Annotated in this window: 18 protein-coding genes and 1 pseudogene; 13 read left to right on the top strand and 6 right to left on the bottom strand. The window is 67.4% G+C overall.

What is annotated here, in order from left to right:
* Positions 1-34 precede the first annotated feature (34 nt).
* From priA to LQV16_RS05825, 3 genes are all read left to right on the top strand, one after another.
* Positions 35-781, top strand: coding sequence for a bifunctional 1-(5-phosphoribosyl)-5-((5-phosphoribosylamino)methylideneamino)imidazole-4-carboxamide isomerase/phosphoribosylanthranilate isomerase PriA (gene priA, locus LQV16_RS05835; protein ID WP_229992955.1), 747 nt, complete (start codon positions 35-37; stop codon positions 779-781).
* A gap of 13 nt (positions 782-794) precedes the next feature.
* Positions 795-1,727: an SseB family protein gene (locus tag LQV16_RS05830; protein ID WP_229992954.1), complete on the top strand. Its 933-nt coding sequence runs from the start codon at positions 795-797 to the stop codon at positions 1,725-1,727.
* Positions 1,728-1,788: 61 nt separating this feature from the next.
* Positions 1,789-3,102 carry an MFS transporter gene (locus LQV16_RS05825; protein WP_229992953.1) on the top strand — a complete coding sequence of 438 codons (1,314 nt, stop codon included), beginning with the start codon at positions 1,789-1,791 and terminating at the stop codon, positions 3,100-3,102.
* Between the two features lie 108 nt (positions 3,103-3,210).
* On the opposite strand, the gene LQV16_RS05820 is transcribed toward LQV16_RS05825, so the two are convergent.
* Complete coding sequence (locus tag LQV16_RS05820; protein WP_229992952.1) at positions 3,211-3,597, bottom strand: DUF1844 domain-containing protein; 387 nt, start codon at positions 3,595-3,597, stop codon at positions 3,211-3,213.
* Between the two features lie 319 nt (positions 3,598-3,916).
* Here LQV16_RS05820 and infC point away from each other — a divergent pair, with 319 nt between their 5' ends.
* The 4 genes from infC to LQV16_RS05800 all read left to right on the top strand — a co-directional run bounded on the left by infC (position 3,917) and on the right by LQV16_RS05800 (position 6,974).
* A complete protein-coding gene (gene infC, locus LQV16_RS05815; RefSeq protein ID WP_356815696.1) occupies positions 3,917-5,110 on the top strand; it encodes a translation initiation factor IF-3 in 1,194 nt (397 codons plus the stop codon).
* Positions 5,111-5,225: 115 nt separating this feature from the next.
* Complete coding sequence (gene rpmI, locus LQV16_RS05810; protein WP_009358635.1) at positions 5,226-5,420, top strand: 50S ribosomal protein L35; 195 nt, start codon at positions 5,226-5,228, stop codon at positions 5,418-5,420.
* A gap of 121 nt (positions 5,421-5,541) precedes the next feature.
* Positions 5,542-6,012, top strand: a complete 471-nt coding sequence (gene rplT, locus LQV16_RS05805; protein ID WP_018774438.1) for a 50S ribosomal protein L20 — start codon at positions 5,542-5,544, stop codon at positions 6,010-6,012.
* A 65-nt stretch (positions 6,013-6,077) separates the two neighbouring features.
* Positions 6,078-6,974: an RNA methyltransferase gene (locus LQV16_RS05800; RefSeq protein ID WP_229992950.1), complete on the top strand. Its 897-nt coding sequence runs from the start codon at positions 6,078-6,080 to the stop codon at positions 6,972-6,974.
* Between the two features lie 202 nt (positions 6,975-7,176).
* Here the strand turns inward: LQV16_RS05800 and LQV16_RS05795 are convergent, their stop codons facing one another.
* On the bottom strand, positions 7,177-7,446 hold the full coding sequence (locus LQV16_RS05795; protein WP_229992949.1) for a GlsB/YeaQ/YmgE family stress response membrane protein: 270 nt from the start codon (positions 7,444-7,446) through the stop codon (positions 7,177-7,179).
* Positions 7,447-7,676: 230 nt separating this feature from the next.
* On the opposite strand from LQV16_RS05795, the gene LQV16_RS05790 reads away from it, so the two are divergent.
* On the top strand, positions 7,677-8,597 hold the full coding sequence (locus tag LQV16_RS05790) for a cation diffusion facilitator family transporter (protein WP_229992948.1): 921 nt from the start codon (positions 7,677-7,679) through the stop codon (positions 8,595-8,597).
* A 167-nt stretch (positions 8,598-8,764) separates the two neighbouring features.
* On the opposite strand, the gene LQV16_RS05785 is transcribed toward LQV16_RS05790, so the two are convergent.
* Positions 8,765-9,973: an MFS transporter gene (locus LQV16_RS05785; RefSeq protein WP_229992947.1), complete on the bottom strand. Its 1,209-nt coding sequence runs from the start codon at positions 9,971-9,973 to the stop codon at positions 8,765-8,767.
* A gap of 227 nt (positions 9,974-10,200) precedes the next feature.
* Between LQV16_RS05785 and LQV16_RS05780 the strand changes: the two genes are divergently transcribed.
* The 4 genes from LQV16_RS05780 to LQV16_RS05765 all read left to right on the top strand — a co-directional run bounded on the left by LQV16_RS05780 (position 10,201) and on the right by LQV16_RS05765 (position 13,652).
* Positions 10,201-10,665: a (deoxy)nucleoside triphosphate pyrophosphohydrolase gene (locus LQV16_RS05780; RefSeq protein WP_290369334.1), complete on the top strand. Its 465-nt coding sequence runs from the start codon at positions 10,201-10,203 to the stop codon at positions 10,663-10,665.
* A gap of 88 nt (positions 10,666-10,753) precedes the next feature.
* Positions 10,754-11,896, top strand: coding sequence for a Re/Si-specific NAD(P)(+) transhydrogenase subunit alpha (locus LQV16_RS05775; protein ID WP_229992945.1), 1,143 nt, complete (start codon positions 10,754-10,756; stop codon positions 11,894-11,896).
* A complete protein-coding gene (locus LQV16_RS05770) occupies positions 11,896-12,282 on the top strand; it encodes an NAD(P) transhydrogenase subunit alpha (RefSeq protein ID WP_229993019.1) in 387 nt (128 codons plus the stop codon). Before LQV16_RS05775 ends, LQV16_RS05770 begins: the two co-directional genes overlap by 1 nt.
* Entirely contained in the window at positions 12,279-13,652 is a 1,374-nt protein-coding gene (locus LQV16_RS05765; RefSeq protein ID WP_229992943.1) for an NAD(P)(+) transhydrogenase (Re/Si-specific) subunit beta, read from the top strand. Before LQV16_RS05770 ends, LQV16_RS05765 begins: the two co-directional genes overlap by 4 nt.
* A 74-nt stretch (positions 13,653-13,726) precedes the next feature.
* On the opposite strand, the gene LQV16_RS05760 is transcribed toward LQV16_RS05765, so the two are convergent.
* The gene (locus tag LQV16_RS05760) at positions 13,727-14,872 is read right to left on the bottom strand and encodes an Rv2578c family radical SAM protein (RefSeq protein ID WP_229992942.1); all 1,146 of its coding nucleotides are present in this window, start codon (positions 14,870-14,872) and stop codon (positions 13,727-13,729) included.
* An 89-nt stretch (positions 14,873-14,961) separates the two neighbouring features.
* Between LQV16_RS05760 and pcp the strand changes: the two are divergent.
* Positions 14,962-15,602 (top strand): annotated as a pseudogene (gene pcp, locus LQV16_RS05755) (pyroglutamyl-peptidase I).
* A gap of 68 nt (positions 15,603-15,670) precedes the next feature.
* Here pcp and LQV16_RS05750 read toward each other — a convergent pair.
* Both LQV16_RS05750 and LQV16_RS05745 read right to left on the bottom strand, forming a co-directional pair.
* Entirely contained in the window at positions 15,671-16,309 is a 639-nt protein-coding gene (locus LQV16_RS05750) for an SIMPL domain-containing protein (RefSeq protein WP_229992941.1), read from the bottom strand.
* Between the two features lies 1 nt (position 16,310).
* Positions 16,311-16,790 (bottom strand): DUF4157 domain-containing protein, encoded by a 480-nt coding sequence (locus LQV16_RS05745; protein WP_229993018.1) that lies wholly within the window; start codon positions 16,788-16,790, stop codon positions 16,311-16,313.
* Positions 16,791-16,859 lie beyond the last annotated feature (69 nt).

The following is a 16,859-nucleotide window of genomic DNA, read 5'->3' as shown; positions in this document are numbered from 1 at the left end:
TCCCAACTACCATCCCCAAGCTGAGGACTCCACGATGACCACCGAAACCCCGCTGCCCGTACTTGAGCTGCTGCCCGCCGTCGACGTCGTCAACGGCCAGGCCGTCCGGCTCGTGCAGGGCGAAGCCGGCAGCGAGACGAGCTACGGTACCCCGCTGGAGGCCGCCCTCAACTGGCAGCAGCAGGGAGCTGAGTGGGTGCATCTGGTCGACCTGGATGCCGCGTTCGGGCGCGGCTCCAACGCGGAGCTCCTGCGCGAGGTCGTCGGCCGGCTCGATATCAAGGTGGAGCTCTCCGGCGGCCTGCGCGACGACGAATCCCTCGAGAAAGCCCTCGACCTCGGCGTTGCCCGCGTGAACCTGGGCACGGCGGCACTGGAGAACCCGGAGTGGACGGCCCGGGTGATCGAACGCTTCGGCGACAAGATCGCCGTCGGCCTGGATGTCCGCGGCACCACCCTCGCCGGCCGGGGCTGGACCAAGGAAGGCGGGGACCTCTGGGAGGTGCTCGGCCGCCTCGAGGACGCCGGCTGCGCCCGGTACGTCGTCACCGACGTGACCAAGGACGGCACGCTCCAGGGCCCCAACGTCGAACTCCTGCGCCAGATGGTCGAGAAGACCGGCAAACCGGTGGTCGCTTCCGGCGGCATTTCCAGCCTTGAGGACCTCTTGGTCCTGCGTTCCCTGGTGCCGCTCGGCGTCGAAGGCGCCATCATCGGCAAGGCCCTCTACAACGGCAACTTCACCCTGCCTGAGGCCCTCGACGCAGCCGGCCGCCGCTAGGCGGTCAGTGCCCATGACGCACACCCACGATCCCCACGACTCCCATGACGCAGCGCAGCCGGGCACCGGGGCCGGTCCGGTCCGGCATCTGCCCGGACACATCGCGGCCGCCCTTGCCGGCGCCGGCGGGGCCACGGACTCCGCCGGCCAACCCTGGGCGGGCCGCAGTCTGTCCGGCGATGACGCAAAGATCCACAATTTCGAGGACGACGACGGCACTGCCGACGCCGGCTACCTGGCGGCATTGGCCGGCCTCGCCGCGGGCACGGGCGACGAGGCGGCCGTGGTGGCCGCGCTTGCCACCGCCCGGGTGTTCGTGCCAATCCTCGCCCAGCTCGCCGAAGAGGGCGAGGCCGCGGCCGGGCCCCACGGGGACCAGCTGCACTCGGACAAACAGGCCGACATGGCCCTCGTGACGCTCAAGGCTCCGGACGGGCGGACCGCCATGCCGGTGTTCACCTCGGCGGCGGCACTGAAGGCGTGGCACCCGGAAGCCAGGCCGGTCGCCGTGTACGCGGCCCGCGCCGCCCTGTCCGCGGTCGCGGAAGGCGCCGAGCTGCTGGTGCTCGATCCCGGCTCCGACCTGACGTTCGTGGTGCGCAGGCCGGCGGTTTGGGCCCTCGCCCAGCAGCAGACCTGGACACCGTCTTACGCCGATCCGGACCTCGCAGGGGCCCTCGGGGAGGGCGCAGTTAGCTTTCCGGCGGTCCGCCGTGTTGAAATTCATCCTGGGGGTGGAGTTGCCTCGGCCACGGCCGATGGCAGGCGGCTCCCCGGTGGGGGAGCCGGTCCGGAACTCCGTGTGGTCCTCTACCTTGAAGACGGGCTCGACGCCGCCGGCGTACAGTCCATCGTCGCTGGCCTCAACAACGCCTGGGCCCGGAATGAAATCTTTGCCGAGCGGGTTGATTCGATCGAGGTCAAGCTGCAGCGCGCAGCACCATAGCTGACGGCCCAACGGGGGGACTTCCCGGTGCTGCCGTGGCAGTACCAGAAGGAAGTAGTCCGTGAACTTCGCGCTTTACCGTCAGTTGCTGGCCGTCCGGCCCATCAGGCGGCTCCTGCTGGTCGGCATGATCGCCCGCATACCGCATTCGGCGGCCGGCGTCCTGCTGACCCTGCACATCGTCCTGACCCTCGGCCAGGGCTACGCGGCCGCCGGCGCAGCCGCCGCCGTGATGACGATCGGAATCGCTGTCGGCGCGCCCTGGCGCGGGCGCCGGGTTGACACCGCGGGGCTGCGTAAGGCGCTGATTCCGTCCGTCATCTCCGAGACCGTGATCTGGTCGATCGTGCCGCACGTGTCCTACGAGGCCTTGCTTCCCTTGGTGTTCGTCGGAGGCCTGCTGACCCTCCCCATCTTCAGCGTGGTGCGGCAGTCGCTGGGCGTGCTGGCCCCCGGTGAACAGCGCCGCACGGCCTTTACCCTGGACGCCATCGCCACCGAACTGGTCTTCATGATTGGCCCCGCTGTCGGAGCCGTCGTCGCCACCAGCGGGCACTCCGTCCTGGGCCTGACTGTAGTGGGAGTAGCCACGTCCGTCTCGGGACTCTTCCTCATGTGGTTCAACCCGCCCACCCGGAGCGCTTCCCCCGACGCCGCGCTCGAGGCGCAGGAACTGGAATGCGCGGAAGCCGCCGTCGTCGCCGCCGCGCCGGCCCATCTGCAGGAGGCCGCAGCCGAACTGGCACCCCTGGCAGCCGCCGCCGAGGAACGGCGCCAGCGGGGCTCCGGCCTGCGACACAGGGTCATCCACAACTTCAGCTGGTTCACCGCCGCCGTCGCCGCCGTATTTGCTGTCGCCGCCGGTGCCGGCATGGTCCTCAGCGGCACCGACGTCGGCATCGTTGCAGCCCTACAGACCGGCGGCCACGAGGCCGAAATCGGTATCGTGTTCCTCTTCTGGTGCGCGGCCTCGGTGGTGGGCGGCATCCTCTACGGCGCCATGCACCGGCCCATCTCCCCGATCCTCTTGCTGCTGGGGATGTCGGCGCTGACCATCCCGATGGCCTTCGCGACCGACGTCTGGACGCTCAGCCTGCTCGCGCTGCTGCCGGGCCTGCTGTGCGCGCCGGTGTTGTCGGCGGCCTCGGAAAAGGTGGCCGAACTGGTTGACGAAAGCCGGCGCGGCGAGGCGATGGGCTGGTACGGCTCATCGCTCACCGGGGGAGTGGCCCTGGGTGCGCCGCTCGCCGGGCTGTTCATCGACCTCATCGGCCCCTCGGCCGGCTTCGTGTCCGTGGGGCTGGCAGGCGTGGCCCTCTGCCTGGTGGGACTCGTCCTGCAGCGCGTGCGGCGCCGCCGCCTGGCCCACGCCTGACCGTCCGCTGACGCCGCGTGCGGCACCGCAAACGAAGGGCGTTAACGACGACGGCGGCGGGCGGACCTCAGTGGTCCGCCCGCCGCCGCTTCATAGTGACGAAAGTACTTAGTTGACCGGGCCGGTGTACTTCTCGCCCGGGCCCTTGCCCGGAGCATCCGGGATGATTGATTCCTCGCGGAAGGCCAGCTGGAGCGAGCGAAGTCCATCGCGCAACGGTCCCGCGTGCTGGGAGCCAATTTCCGGCGCCGCCGCGGTCACCAGGCCGGCGAGGGCGGTGATCAGTTTGCGGGCCTCGTCCAGGTCCTTGAGGTCCTGGGCATTTTCCTCGGCGGCCAGGCCGAGCTTTACCGCGGAGGCGCTCATCAGGTGCACGGCGGCCGTGGTGATGACCTCGATCGCGGGGACTTCCGAAATGTCGCGGATCTGCTGCGAGACGTCGGCCTGGGGGGCTGCGGGCTCGAAGACGTGGGAATTGCTGTCTGAAGTGCTCATGCTGGTAAGCTTGTCACAGACCGACTAAATGTCGTTATTTTGCAGTGATTCAGGTTGTGCTTCTGGCTGAAGTTCGAGCCCGAAGATGGCGCCCGGCGACGCACATGTGCGTTGAACGGGTATCTTTCTGTAGAGTTGACTTTAGTTTGCAAGCGGAGTTCTCTCCCACCCGCGTCAGCCGCGAAACTTCCTTAGGGAAGCCCCTCCCTCACAGGAGACAAGGTTGCCGGGTACCTGGTCGGGCACTACTTCGGACTCCGGTCCGCAGGAAGTGCATGTCGCCCCACTGAGGGCGGCACTCCGATCTCGAGGCCTTCGATTGCTCTGGCAATTGGGGGCCTTCTCTTTTTGCCGGTGGAATACCCCTCACGAACACAGGAGCTTTAACATTAGCGAGCCAAGAATCAATGAGCGTATCCGCGTCCCCGAGGTGCGGCTGGTCGGCCCTGCAGGCGAACAAGTAGGAATTGTCCGTATTGAGGATGCCCTGCGTTTGGCTGCCGAGTCCGATCTTGATCTCGTTGAAGTTGCACCGCAGGCGAAGCCTCCGGTGTGCAAGCTGATGGACTTCGGCAAGTACAAGTACGAAGCCGCTGTCAAGGCACGCGAGGCCCGGAAGAACCAGACCAACACGGTCCTGAAGGAAATCCGCTTCCGCCTGAAGATTGATACTCACGACTACGAGACCAAGCGCGGCCACGCTCTCCGCTTCCTCGGTGCCGGCGACAAGGTCAAGGCCATGATCCAGTTCCGTGGCCGTGAGCAGCAGCGCCCCGAGATGGGCATCCGCCTGCTCCAGCGTTTCGCCGACGACGTCGCCGAAGTTGGTGTGGTGGAGTCCAGCCCGCGGATCGATGGCCGCAACATGGTCATGGTGGTTGGCCCGCTGAAGAACAAGGCTGAAGCCAAGGCGGAGGCGCGCCGCGCAACGCAGCGCGCAGAAGCCAAGGCTGAGAACGAAGCCAAGGCTTCGGGACGCGTCGATGTCTCCGGTGGCAACGCCCCGCTGACCCAGACGCTCTCTGACCTCCTGCCGGAAGGTTATGTCGTATCGCCGGAGGCTCCCGCAGCGGAGGCTCCCGTCGAGGAAACCAAGGTCGAAGAGGCCCCGGTTGAAGAAGCCAAGGTCGAAGAGGCCCCGGTTGAAGAAGCCAAGGTCGAAGAGGCCCCGGTCGAAGCAGCCAAGGCCGAAGAGACCAAGGTCGAAGAGGCTCCTGCCCAGGAAGCACCGAAGACGCCTGCTCCCAAGGTGGCCGAGAAGCCGGCGGAAGCCAAGGCTCCCGCGGCTCCGAGGGCAGCCGAGAAGCCGGTGGAAGCCAAGGCTCCCGCGGCTCCGAAGGCTGCTCCGGCCAAGGCTCCTGAGGAAAAGGCAGCCGCTCCGGCCGCTCCGGCGGCGGCACCGAAGCCGGTTGCTGCTCCGAAGCCGGTGCCGAGGCCTTCAGCGCCGAAGCCCGCCGCACGGCCGGCCGCCCCCCGGGCTGCCGCCAAGCCTGGCAGCAAGAAGACCAACTAGTTCACGGCTGCCGGACAGAAATGTCCGGCAGCAGGCAACCAGCATGCCGCCCGCAGGGGCGGCTGCACGAAAGAGCTGCAGACTTTTCTGCGGATACGTAAGGAGATCGGTTCCCATGCCGAAGATGAAGACCCACAGCGGTGCTAAGAAGCGCTTCAAGCTGACCGGTAGCGGCAAGCTGCGCCGCCAGCAGGCCAACCGCCGCCACTACCTCGAGCACAAGTCCTCCCGGCTGACCCGTCGCCTTGCCGGCGACAAGATCGTCTTCAAGGGCGACGCCAAGGTCATCCGGAAGATGCTTGGCATCTAAGTTCCAAGTTCTCTGACTGTTCGCCACCTGGCAGCAGTCAACTACCAAAAAGGCTTCTCAGGCCAGCCGGACCGATCCGGCAGTAGACGCTTGGGATCAGAATTTTCTAAGGAGTACGCACGTGGCACGTGTGAAGAGGGCGGTTAACGCCCACAAGAAGCGCCGGGTTATCCTCGAACGCGCAAAGGGCTACCGTGGACAGCGTTCACGCCTGTACCGCAAGGCAAAAGAGCAGCTGCTGCACTCGTTTGTGTACAGCTACGGTGACCGCAAGAAGAAGAAGGGCGACTTCCGCCGTCTTTGGATCCAGCGCATCAACGCCGCATCGCGCGCCAACGGCCTGACCTACAACCGACTGATCCAGGGCCTGAAGGCCGCTGAGGTTGAGGTTGACCGCCGCATGCTGGCCGAGCTTGCCGTTTCCGACGCCAACGCCTTTGCTGCGCTGGTCAAGGTCGCCAAGGACTCGCTGCCCGCCGACACGTCCGCTCCGGCCGTCCAGGCTGAGGCCGCTCCGGCTCCGAAGGCTGCCAAGAAGGCTCCCGCGAAGAAGCCTGCTGCCAAGAAGGCTGACGCCGAGGCCGCAAAGTAGTTCCTGCCGCCGTTGAAAAACTGCGCCGTTCGAGAACCGGCTGCGAAAGCAACTAAGGTTCTTATATGAACGAAACCGGGCGCCCGCAAGACTTTCCACTTTCCAATCCTCGAGCTGATCGAGTGAGGAAGGTGGCACAACTTGCCGGGCGCCCGGCCCGTTTAAAGCGCAGCGAGTTCCTTGCGGAGGGGCCGCAGGCCGTGCGCGAGGCCCTGACGCTGCACCAGAAAAGGATTGCCGCGGGCGAGCCCGGCATTGTTTATGAGGTCTACGCGAGCGAGGCCTGCCTCGACCGGCACCCGGATCTGGAGGCCCTCGCGGAGGGCACCACCGCGTACCTCGCCACCGACGAAGTGCTCGCCGCGATGGCGGACACGGTCACCCCGCAGGGCATTCTCGCGGTCTGCGGTTTCCTGGACGTGAGCCTCGAGCGGGTGCTTGACGCCGCGCCGCGGCTCATCGCGGTCCTGTGCCAGGTCCGCGACCCCGGCAACGCCGGCACCGTCCTGCGCGCGGCCGACGCCGCCGGCGCCGACGCTGTCATCCTGACCGCATCCAGCGTCGACATCTACAACCCCAAGGCCGTGCGCTCGACGGCGGGATCCCTCTTCCATCTGCCCGTGGTGCTCGGCGCTGACGCGGCGGAACTGGTGGCCCGCTGCAAGGAACGCGGCATCGGAATCCTCGCGGCGGACGGCCAAGGCCAGCTGAACCTGGACCGTCTCCAGGACGAGAACGCGGCCCGCCGCCTGGGAGCCGCCGCCTCCGAGTCGGTCTACGCGCTGGAGAACCCCACGGCCTGGCTCTTCGGCAATGAGGCACAGGGTCTGTCCGAGGAAGAGATCGCGCTGGCGGACCACAGAGTGGCCGTGCCGGTCTACGGGGGAGCCGAAAGCCTGAACCTCGGCACTGCAGCCACCGTCTGCCTGTACGCCAGCGCCCGCTCCCAGCAGGCGCGCTAGGGGTCGGCCCAGGGTTCAGCAGGGAGCAAGCACGTCCGGCAGCCGGCAGGGCAACCAACGGCAGTGCAAGCAACGGCGGTGTGACTAACGGCGGTGTGACCAACGGTGGTGTAAACGACGGCGGGGCCCACCGAATGGTGGGCCCCGCCGTCGTGCTGTCACTGCCGCTCCACACACAGTGTGCAGTCAGTGCCTTGAAGAATTATGTGGTGGTCTTGTTGCGTCCTGTGATGGCGCCGTAGATGAGGGCAGCCGCTATGCCACCGACAATGGCCAGCAGCCAGGAACCGAGATTCCAGAATTCCATCGTGCCGCCGCCGAACAGCAGGTCCCCGATCCAGCCGCCGACAACTGCGCCGACGACGCCGAGCGCGAGGCTGGTAACCCAGCCGCCGCCGACCCTGCCGGGCACGACTGCCTTGACGATTGCACCTACTATGAGTCCGAGAATGATCCAGCCAAGAAAGCCCATGTCTCCTCCTACATATTCGTCGGCATCCAAATTGTGAATCCCGAATATGGCTTCAAGCTAACATAGGGCCGATTGCTTGTCAGCAGGGGACTACCCAATCGTTACGTGGCTGCGTTGGTCACTGTCGCGGTTCGGCGGCAGCCTGGAAACGGGTACGGTATTCCTTGTGGGCGCTGGGTTCTTCCGGTGTTCGCATACACCCCCGAAGAACCCCACAAGGAGAAGCTCACGTGGCTGCAAATGGCGGTACCAAGGCGATTCTCGCGGCACTCGCCGCAAACCTGACCATCGCCGTTTTGAAGTTCGTCGCCTACTTTCTGACGCTTTCCTCGTCAATGCTGGCCGAGGCGATTCACTCGCTCGCAGACTCCGGCAACCAGTTGCTGCTCTTGGTCGGCGGCAAGCGCGCGCAGCGGCAAGCCAGCCCCGAGCACCCCTTCGGCTACGGCCGCGAGCGTTACATCTACGCCTTCATCGTCTCGATTGTGCTTTTCAGCGTCGGCGGCCTGTTCGCACTCTATGAGGCCTGGGGAAAGATCCAGCACCCGCACGCCATTGAAGGGGACTTCTGGTGGGTGCCGCTTGCCGTCCTGATTGGCGCGATCATTGCCGAGTCCTTCTCGTTCCGGACAGCGATCATCGAATCCAACCACCTCAGGGGAAAGCAAGGCTGGATCAAGTTCATCCGCAATGCCAAGCAGCCGGAACTCCCGGTGATCCTGCTGGAGGATTTCGGCGCCCTCGTGGGCCTGGTGTTCGCGCTCTTCGGCGTGGGCCTGACGCTCCTGACCGGGAACGGCATCTGGGACGCCCTCGGCACCGCGATGATCGGTCTGCTGCTCGTGGCGATCGCTGTGGTGCTGGCCATGGAAACCAAGTCCCTGCTGCTGGGCGAGTCGGCCACCCGCGATGACGTCGCCAAGATCCGCAGCGCGATCGAAGCTGGCGGCACCACCATCATTCACCTCAAGACCATGCACCTTGGCCCTGAGGAGCTGCTGGTGGCGGCCAAGATCAGCATCGGCCGCTCGGACTCGGGCCAGGACATTGCGAAGGCGATTGATGACGCAGAGGTCCGGATCCGCGAAGCCGTCCCGATTGCCCGGGTTATCTACCTGGAACCGGACGTGCAGCGCGTCAGCGCCCCCTGAGCCGCACCGGCGGCCCAGCCCGGCCCCAAATAAGACAACGGCGCTAAAGGCAACGGCAGTCCCTAAAGAAAACGGCAGTCCTGTCCAGTTCACCACTGGACAGGACTGCCGCTCTCTTTGAGCATGTCCGCCTTTGCCCTGCCGTCGTGCCGGGGCCAAGGGGCCGGCTAGGAGGCCAGCGGCCGCCTGCGTTCCACGGCGCCGCTGATGGCAGCGACCCCGAGCCCCAGCACGGCAAGGACCGCACCTACGAGCGCGGGCGCGACGTAGCCCCAGCCCCAGGCGATCACAAGGCCGCCCAGGAAGGCGCCCAGGGCGTTAGCGACGTTGAGCGCCGCATGGTTGAGCGAGGAGGCCAGCGACGGCGCATCGGGGGAGGCATCCAGAAGCCTGGTCTGCAGGGCCGGCACCAGCATGGACCCGGCGGCGCCAACCACGAACACCATGACCAGCGCGGACCAGGCCCAATGGACGCCAACGGCATAGACCACGAGTGCCACCGCCGTGCCGGGCAGCACCCAGTAAATCGTGCCCATGACGGACTTGTCGGCGATCCGGCCGCCAACGATGTTGCCCACCACCATGCCCACGCCGTACAGTGCCACGACCAGCGGCAGCCAAGGCGCTGGGAGACCGGCCACGGAGGTCATGGTGTGCGCAATGTAGGTGTAGGTCGCGAAGAAACCGCCGAAGCCGACGATGCCGACCAGGATCGCAAGCCACACCTGGAGCCGCTTGAGCGCGCCGAGCTCACGGCGGAAGCTGGCGTCTGCGTGCGGTTTCTGGAACGGGACGAACTTCCACAGCATGGCGAGCGTACTGATGCCGATCAGGCCGACCAGCAGGAACAGGAGCCGCCATCCGTAGCTCTGGCCAAGCCAGGTTGCGAAGGGGACGCCGATGACGTTGGACACCGTCAGCCCCGCCATGACCATCGAAATGGCCCAACCACGCTTGGTCGGCGCCACCAGGGAGGCGGCAATCACGGCCGCGACCCCGAAGAAGGCGCCGTGGGGCAGACCCGCGGCGAACCGGGACACCAGCATGGAGCCGTAGTCCGGGGCGAGGAAGGAACTGAGGTTGGCGATGCTGAAGAAGAGCATGAGTCCCAGGGCCAGGTACTTCCGCGGGAGTTTGGCCCCGACGGCGGCCAGCACGGGCGCGCCGATCACGACGCCGAGGGCGTAGGCCGAAATAAGGTGACCGGCCTCGGGCGTGCTGATGTTCAGGCCCTGTTCGATCTCCTTGAGCAGGCCCATCATGGTGAATTCTGTGGTGCCGATGCCAAATCCGCCCATCGCCAGGGCAATAATGGCCAGGGCAACATGGCGGGTGCCGGTCTTGGACGGCGCCGGGGCGTATGTGGTGGTTGTCATTCGTCTTTTCGGGGAGATTTTCCGGGAAGGGTCCGGAGGGATCGGACAGATAAATATGCTTTAAAGAACGGGGAGGGGGCGCCGAATATTCCGCAACTGGTTCGGGCGGCCGCCTCCACCATTGTCCCCTACCCGGCCGCTCGCGGTCCCCGTCCCCGTTTCCCCGCTTCCGACGCGTTCCCCGTGCTCGCGACGCCGGACCCGGCGCCCGTCTTAGACTGGGGGGTGTGACTGGACTCATTGGCGTTGTTGGCGGCGCAGTAGTGGACTCCCTGGCCGAACCGGGCATGCTCCTGGTGGCCCGGCGCACGGCGCCGCCGCAGTTTGCCGGAATGTGGGAGTTCCCGGGCGGAAAGGTGGAGCCAGGCGAAGCAGCCGAAGACGCCCTGCACCGCGAGCTCCGGGAAGAACTGGGCGTGCTGGTGCGGCTCGGGTCCGAGCTGCCGGCGGAGACCGCCACGGGCTGGCCGCTCAACGAAAAGGCGGCGATGAGGGTTTGGTTCGCCGAACTCGCTGAGGGACAGCCCCGGCCGCTGGAAGACCACGACGAACTGCGCTGGCTCGATCTCCGCAACCCGGCGGAGGTCCTGGGCCTGCCGTGGATCCCGGCGGACTTCCCCATCGTAGAAGCCCTCCTGGCCGCAGTCCGGGCCACCGGGCCGCGCGGAGTGGGAGCCGGGATTAGCAGCTGACCCGGACGCGCCGACGGGTTTTGGATGCCCGCCTCTCGCCAAACCGTCAGGCATGTGCCTACTCTGAACGCAATCGAGAGGAGTGGCCGTGCAGGTCGGTGTCGGACGAGAGCAGCGAGCCGGGGAACGCCGCGTTGCGGCCACACCGGAGACGGTCCAGCAACTGACAGCCCTCGGGCTCCATCTCCTGGTGGAGAGCGGCGCCGGCACCGAAGCAGGGTTCGTGGACGCCGCCTTCAAAGAGGCTGGCGCCACGGTGATCTCCGACCTCCCGTTCGAGGCCCTCGACGTCCTCCTCCATGTGCGCCCGCTCACCCCGGAGACCGCGGCCCGGCTTCGGCCCGGCACGGTCACCATCGGCCTGGGGTCGCCGGCCTCGGAACTGCCGACTGTCCGCGCGCTGGCCGCCGCCGGGATCACCTCGTTCGCCCTGGAACTGCTTCCGCGGATTTCCCGGGCACAGTCCATGGATGCGCTCAGCTCGCAGTCCCTGGTGACCGGCTACCGCGCAGTGCTCGAAGCCGCCGTCCGGTACCCGCGGTTCTTCCCGCTCTATATGACCGCCGCGGGCACCATCCCGCCGGCGAGGGTGCTGGTCCTCGGGGCCGGTGTCGCCGGTCTGCAGGCGATCGGCACGGCGAAACGGCTCGGCGCCCGGGTGTCGGCCAACGACATCCGGGCCGCCTCCGCCGACGAGGTCGCCTCGATGGGGGGCACTTTCATCAACCTGGACGTCGATGCGGCAGCCGAAGGAACCGGAGGCTACGCCCGTGCCCTCGGCGAGGACCGGGCGCAACGCCAGCGCAGCCTCCTCGCCCCGCACGTCGCTGCATCGGACATCCTGATCACGACGGCGGCCATCCCGGGCCGGGCCGCTCCCTTGCTGGTGACCACCGCTATGGTGGCCAGCATGCGGGCCGGATCGGTCGTCGTCGACCTCGCCTCGGAGTCCGGAGGCAACGTCGAAGGCGTGATCGCCGGTCAGGACGTCCAGGTGCCGGTCTGCGGCGGGTCGGTCACGCTCGTGGGCCTGCAGGACGCTGCATCCGCCATGCCGTCCGACGCGTCCCGGCTTTTCGCCCGGAACGTCAGCAACTTCCTCGCCCTCATGACCGAAGGCGGTGCAGTGGCTCCGGACTTCGACGACGACGTGGTCGCCGGAACGTGCCTGACCCACGGCGGCGCCGTGCGGCATGCCCCCAGCGCTGCAGCACTGGAAACGGAGGCATGATGGGCCCGGTCGCGTTGCTGACAGTAGTGGTGCTCGCGGTGTTCGTCGGCTTCGAAGTCGTCTCCAAGGTCACCAGCAAGCTGCACACACCTCTCATGTCCGGCGCCAACGCCATCCACGGCATCATCCTGGTCGGCGCCATCATTGTGGCCGGACAGGCCAGCGACCCGTGGGTGCTTGGCATCGCGCTCCTGGCCGTGGTCCTGGCAACCGTCAATCTGGTGGGCGGCTTTGTAGTCACGGACCGGATGCTTGAGATGTTCAGCGGACACAAGCGGGCACGCACACCCGCCTCAACCGGCGCCGCCACAGCCGGCGGAACCGCGGGAACAGGACACCCCGGTGACGGGGGCTCCGGCGGCGGCGTGGCGGGGGAGGGCCGATGAGTCTCCTGACCCCCGAATGGACGGCCCTGCTCTACCTTGCGGCTGCCGTCTGCTTCATCCTGGCGCTCAAAGGCCTCAGCTCGCCGCGGACAGCCCGCCGCGGCAACGCCATCGGTGCCGCCGGGGCGCTCCTCGCCGTCGTCACCGTGTTCTTCTCGGCGCGGCTGGAAAATATTCCGCTCATCCTCGTGGCCATTGCCGTCGGCTCCGCGATCGCCGTCCCCGTGGCCCGGCGGGTGCAGATGACCCAGATGCCCCAACTGGTGGCGCTCTTCAACGGCGTCGGAGGCGGGGCCGCCGCACTCGTGGCCGTACTGGAACTTGGCCACAACGAGGATCCATGGGTCCGCCTGGCCGTGGTCTTCACCATGCTGGTGGGCGCGGTGTCCTTCGCCGGCTCCGCGGTGACTGTGGGCAAGCTGCAGGAACTCATCAGCACCCGCCCGCTGCTGTTTCCCGGTATGCCCTGGGTCATGGGGGCCGTCCTGCTGGGGGCAGTCATCTCGGGTGGGCTGGTGGTCCTGACCGGGTCGCTCGGCTTCTCGCTCGCGCTGCTGGGCCTGGGACTCGCCGCCGGGCTGCTCCTGGTGTTGCCCGTCGGCGGGGCGGACGTGCCGATCGTGATCTCCCTGCTGAACGCCTTCACGGGACTGGCGGTGGCAGCGTCCGGTGTGGTCCTGGGCAATGTCCTGCTGCTCGTCGCCGGGACGCTTGTTGGCGCCAGCGGCACAATTCTGACGAAGGTCATGGCCTCGGCCATGGGCCGCGGAGTCGCCGGCATCCTCTTCGGGGCGTTCAAGGGCGGCTCGACGGCGGGTTCCACCGCCCTGAGTGACCGGCCCGTGCGTTGCTCGTCGCCGGAGGACGTTGCCGTCCAGCTCGGCTACGCCCAGCGGGTGGTGATCGTTCCCGGCTACGGACTCGCCGTGGCGCAGGGCCAGCACACCGTGGCGGAACTCGCCACGGCGCTGGCTGCCCGCGGCGTGGAGGTGGTCTTCGCCATCCACCCCGTGGCCGGACGCATGCCGGGCCACATGAACGTGCTGCTGGCCGAGGCCAACGTGCCGTACGAGTCGCTGCGGGAGCTGGCTGAAGTCAATCCCGAGTTCGCGAACACGGATATCGCGCTGGTGGTCGGCGCTAATGACGTCGTCAACCCGGCGGCCAAGTCCTCTCCGGGTTCGCCGATTTACGGGATGCCGATCCTGGAAGTGGTGCAGGCCCAGCAGGTCGTGTTCCTGAAGCGGTCGATGCGCCCGGGATTTGCCGGCATCGAGAACGAGCTCCTGCATGATCCCAAGACCACGCTCCTGTTCGGGGATGCCAAGGATTCGCTCGCAAGGGTGCTGGGCGCGGTCAAAGCGCTCTAGGTTCACTGCGCTCTAGGTCAAGTGGCTTCAGGTTCACTGCGCTCGAGGCAAGACGCGCTGCGGTGGGGCGGGCTTCAAAACAATGTGGGCTGGGCTGTGTTGGCCTGGGCTGAGCTGGTGAGGCCAGCATGCCGGGCGCCTGCGTGCCCGGCCGTGTCCGGGATGCTTCCCGCCGGGTACTGGGCCTCTTCCTGGCGGGCGTCGTCGTCGGTGCCGCCGTCCAGATCCCTGTGGCTGAATCCCTGCGAGCCGGAAAAGCCGTGCAGGCCCTTGAAATAGCGGATGCGGCCGGCCAGCCAGGCCCGGTATTCCTTGGACGCATAGGACCCGCTGCCGTACAGCCGGCGGTACTTGCCGGCCAGTTGCGGATGTTCGCGGGCGATCCACTGCATGAACCATTCACGGGTGCCCGGTTTCAGATACAGTGCGCCGGCCGTGACACCGGTGGCGCCGGCCGCCGCCAGGGCGCCGAAGAGGGAGTCGAGGGCGTCGTCGCTGTCCGATAGCCACGGCAGGATGGGCATGGCCATGACCCCGCAGGGAAGGCCGGCCTCCCGCAGCCGGGAGATGAGCTTCAACCGTGCCCGCGGCCCGGGCGTGCCCGGTTCCACGGCCTCGGACAGTTCTTCGTTGGTCATGGCCAGCGAAATGCCCACCCCCACCGGCACCTGGGCCGCGGCATGCTTCAGCAGTGGAATGTCCCGGGCCAGGAGCGTGCCCTTGGTGAGTATGGACAGGGGAGTGCCGGAATCGGCGAGGGCACCGATGATGCCGGGCATGAGCTGATAGCGGCCCTCGGCGCGCTGGTACGGGTCCGTGTTGGTGCCGAGGGCCACATGCTCGTGCTGCCAGGAGGGCTTGGCCAGCTCCTTGCGCAGGATCTCGGCGGCGTTGATTTTGACCACAACCTGGCTGTCAAAGTCCAGGCCGGCGTCGAAGTCCAGATAGGTGTGGCTCTTGCGCGCGAAGCAGTAGACGCAGGCATGGCTGCAACCGCGGTACGGGTTGATGGTCCATTCGAAAGGCATCCGCGAACCGGCAACCACCTTGTTGAGCACCGATTTGGCGGTGACCTCATGGAAGGTGATCCCGGCAAACTCCGGGGTGGACACGGACCGCACCAGCCCGGCCAGCGGCAGCAGGGCCGGTGCGGCTGGCGAATCGGCGGAAAGGGCGGCCGGGGAATCGCCGCGCTCAAGTGCTTGTGCGTCCCATCTCATGCCTATATTCGAATGTATGTTCGACTAAATGTCAAGGATGCCGCCTGGTCGCCGCGCGCAGCCTTAGGGCGCGTTGCTAGGCTGGGGCGATGATTCTCCTGACCGGGTTCGAGCCGTTCGGCGGCGAGACGGCCAATCCGTCGTGGGCCGCAGCCGGTGCGGCGGCACGGCTGCTCCAGTCCGAAGGGCTGGATGTCCAGGCGGTGGAACTGCCTTGCGTCTTTGGCGCCTCGGCCAAGGTATTGACCGAGACCCTCGAGCGCTTCCGTGCGGAGCTTGTGCTGTGCGCCGGCCAGGCTGGCGGGAGGGCGCGCATCTCGCTGGAGCGGGTGGCCATCAACTGCGATGACGCCCGGATCCCGGATAACGCCGGCAACCGGCCCGTGGACGAACCCGTGGTGCGCGACGGGCCGGCGGCTTATTTCACGTCGCTGCCCGTCAAAGCGGCGCTCGCGGCGTTGACGGCCGACAGATCCCGGCGGAAGTGTCCCAGAGCGCCGGGACCTACGTCTGCAACCACGTCTTCTACGCGCTCATGCACGCCCTGCGGCTCCGTCCGGGGACCAGGGGAGGGTTTGTCCACGCTCCCTACGCGGACACCCAGCTTCCGGCCGGGAGCAGCACCCCGTCGCTGCCAGCGCACCAGATGGCGGCGGCGCTCGCCGTCGTCGTCCGCACCGCGCTTGCGACGACGGCGGATCTCAGGCTCGCCGCCGGCGCAACGCACTAGCGGCGTGCCATCCGAGGGATCAAGCGGGCAGCGGCCGCCGTCGGCGACACGAGCAGTTACTCAAACAATTACTCGAGCAGTTCCCAGACGACGCCGATCGTGGCGGTGACGCTCGACTCGCCGGCCTCAACGGTGAGCGAGTCGGACGCCACCGCCCGCTGCATCTTCGCCACCGGGACCGGCGCCTGGAAACCGGTGTGCTGGGTAAGGGAAAGGACCCTGCCCAGGCCAGCGCCGGAGAGTGCGGCGTAGTGGGCGGCGGTGTTGCGGGCGTCCTGCCAGGCGGCCTCCCGGGCACGCGCCTCGACGGCGGCGGAGTCCGCGAAGCCGAGGCTCAGCCCGTTCAGCCGGACGGAGTCGCCGCCGGCCGTAACGGCAGCGGCAAGGATCTGCGAGGACGCGGACAACGCTCGGATCCTGACGGTGAGCGTGCTGGAGGCCAGATAGCCGGTCACGGTCTGGCCCTGGCCATCCTGCCAGTTCAGCTCGGCCCGGACGTTCAGCCCGGAGGTAGACATGTCAGCGCTGTCCACCCCATGTTGCCGGAGCTCCGCCGTGATGGCGGCCGATCGTGTGCCGGCCTCGGCGTAGGCCTCGACCACGGTCTCGCGGCGGCATTCAACGCCGATCGACACGGTCAGGAGGTCCGGCACCGCCTCGGCACTGCCGGTTCCTGTGACCGAGATGGTTCTGGGGGTCTCTGTCATGTCAGGCCTCATAACGTTCGGGGGCAGAAACGCCGATACTGCGTTTTCTTCGTTGGATCCGTGGAGCGGTCCCGGGCATGCCGGGCCGGGGGTAGCCGCCTGCTTCCAGACCGGCGTGGCGCTCGAAGAAGTTGGCGCTGCCCGGATTGCCCGTCCGCCAGAGGGACCAGCCCGCGGCGATGAAGTACAGCGGAAGGAAGGGCCACCCAAGGCACCAGGCGTACTGGGTACTGTGGCGCTCCTCGTGACCCAACAGCGCCGGATTGGCGCGGGCGGATTCCGGGCCGGCGCGGAACACGATCACGTTGCCCACGGTGAAGGCCGCGGCAAACGGAAGCCGCCAGCGGTAGCGGCTCGCGATCAGCAGTCCGCGCGGACCGGAGCTGACGGGCGTCCGGGCGCCGGCTGCCAGCAGCAGGCCCAGAAGGGTGGACCCGTTCAGCAAGTTGGCGATCTGGCGCAGCCGTTGTCCGGACGTCATGAGGCCATGGTAGCCGGGGGTGTGCCCGACGGTCAGGGAGCCGCAGAGACTAAACGGCCAGGGACGCCA

Origin of the sequence: Arthrobacter sp. Bi26 (genome assembly GCF_918697925.1) — a bacterium.
Lineage (GTDB): Bacteria > Actinomycetota > Actinomycetes > Actinomycetales > Micrococcaceae > Arthrobacter.
The sequence above is the reverse complement of the archived record's forward strand: the minus strand, read 5'-3'. Positions and strand labels throughout refer to the sequence as shown.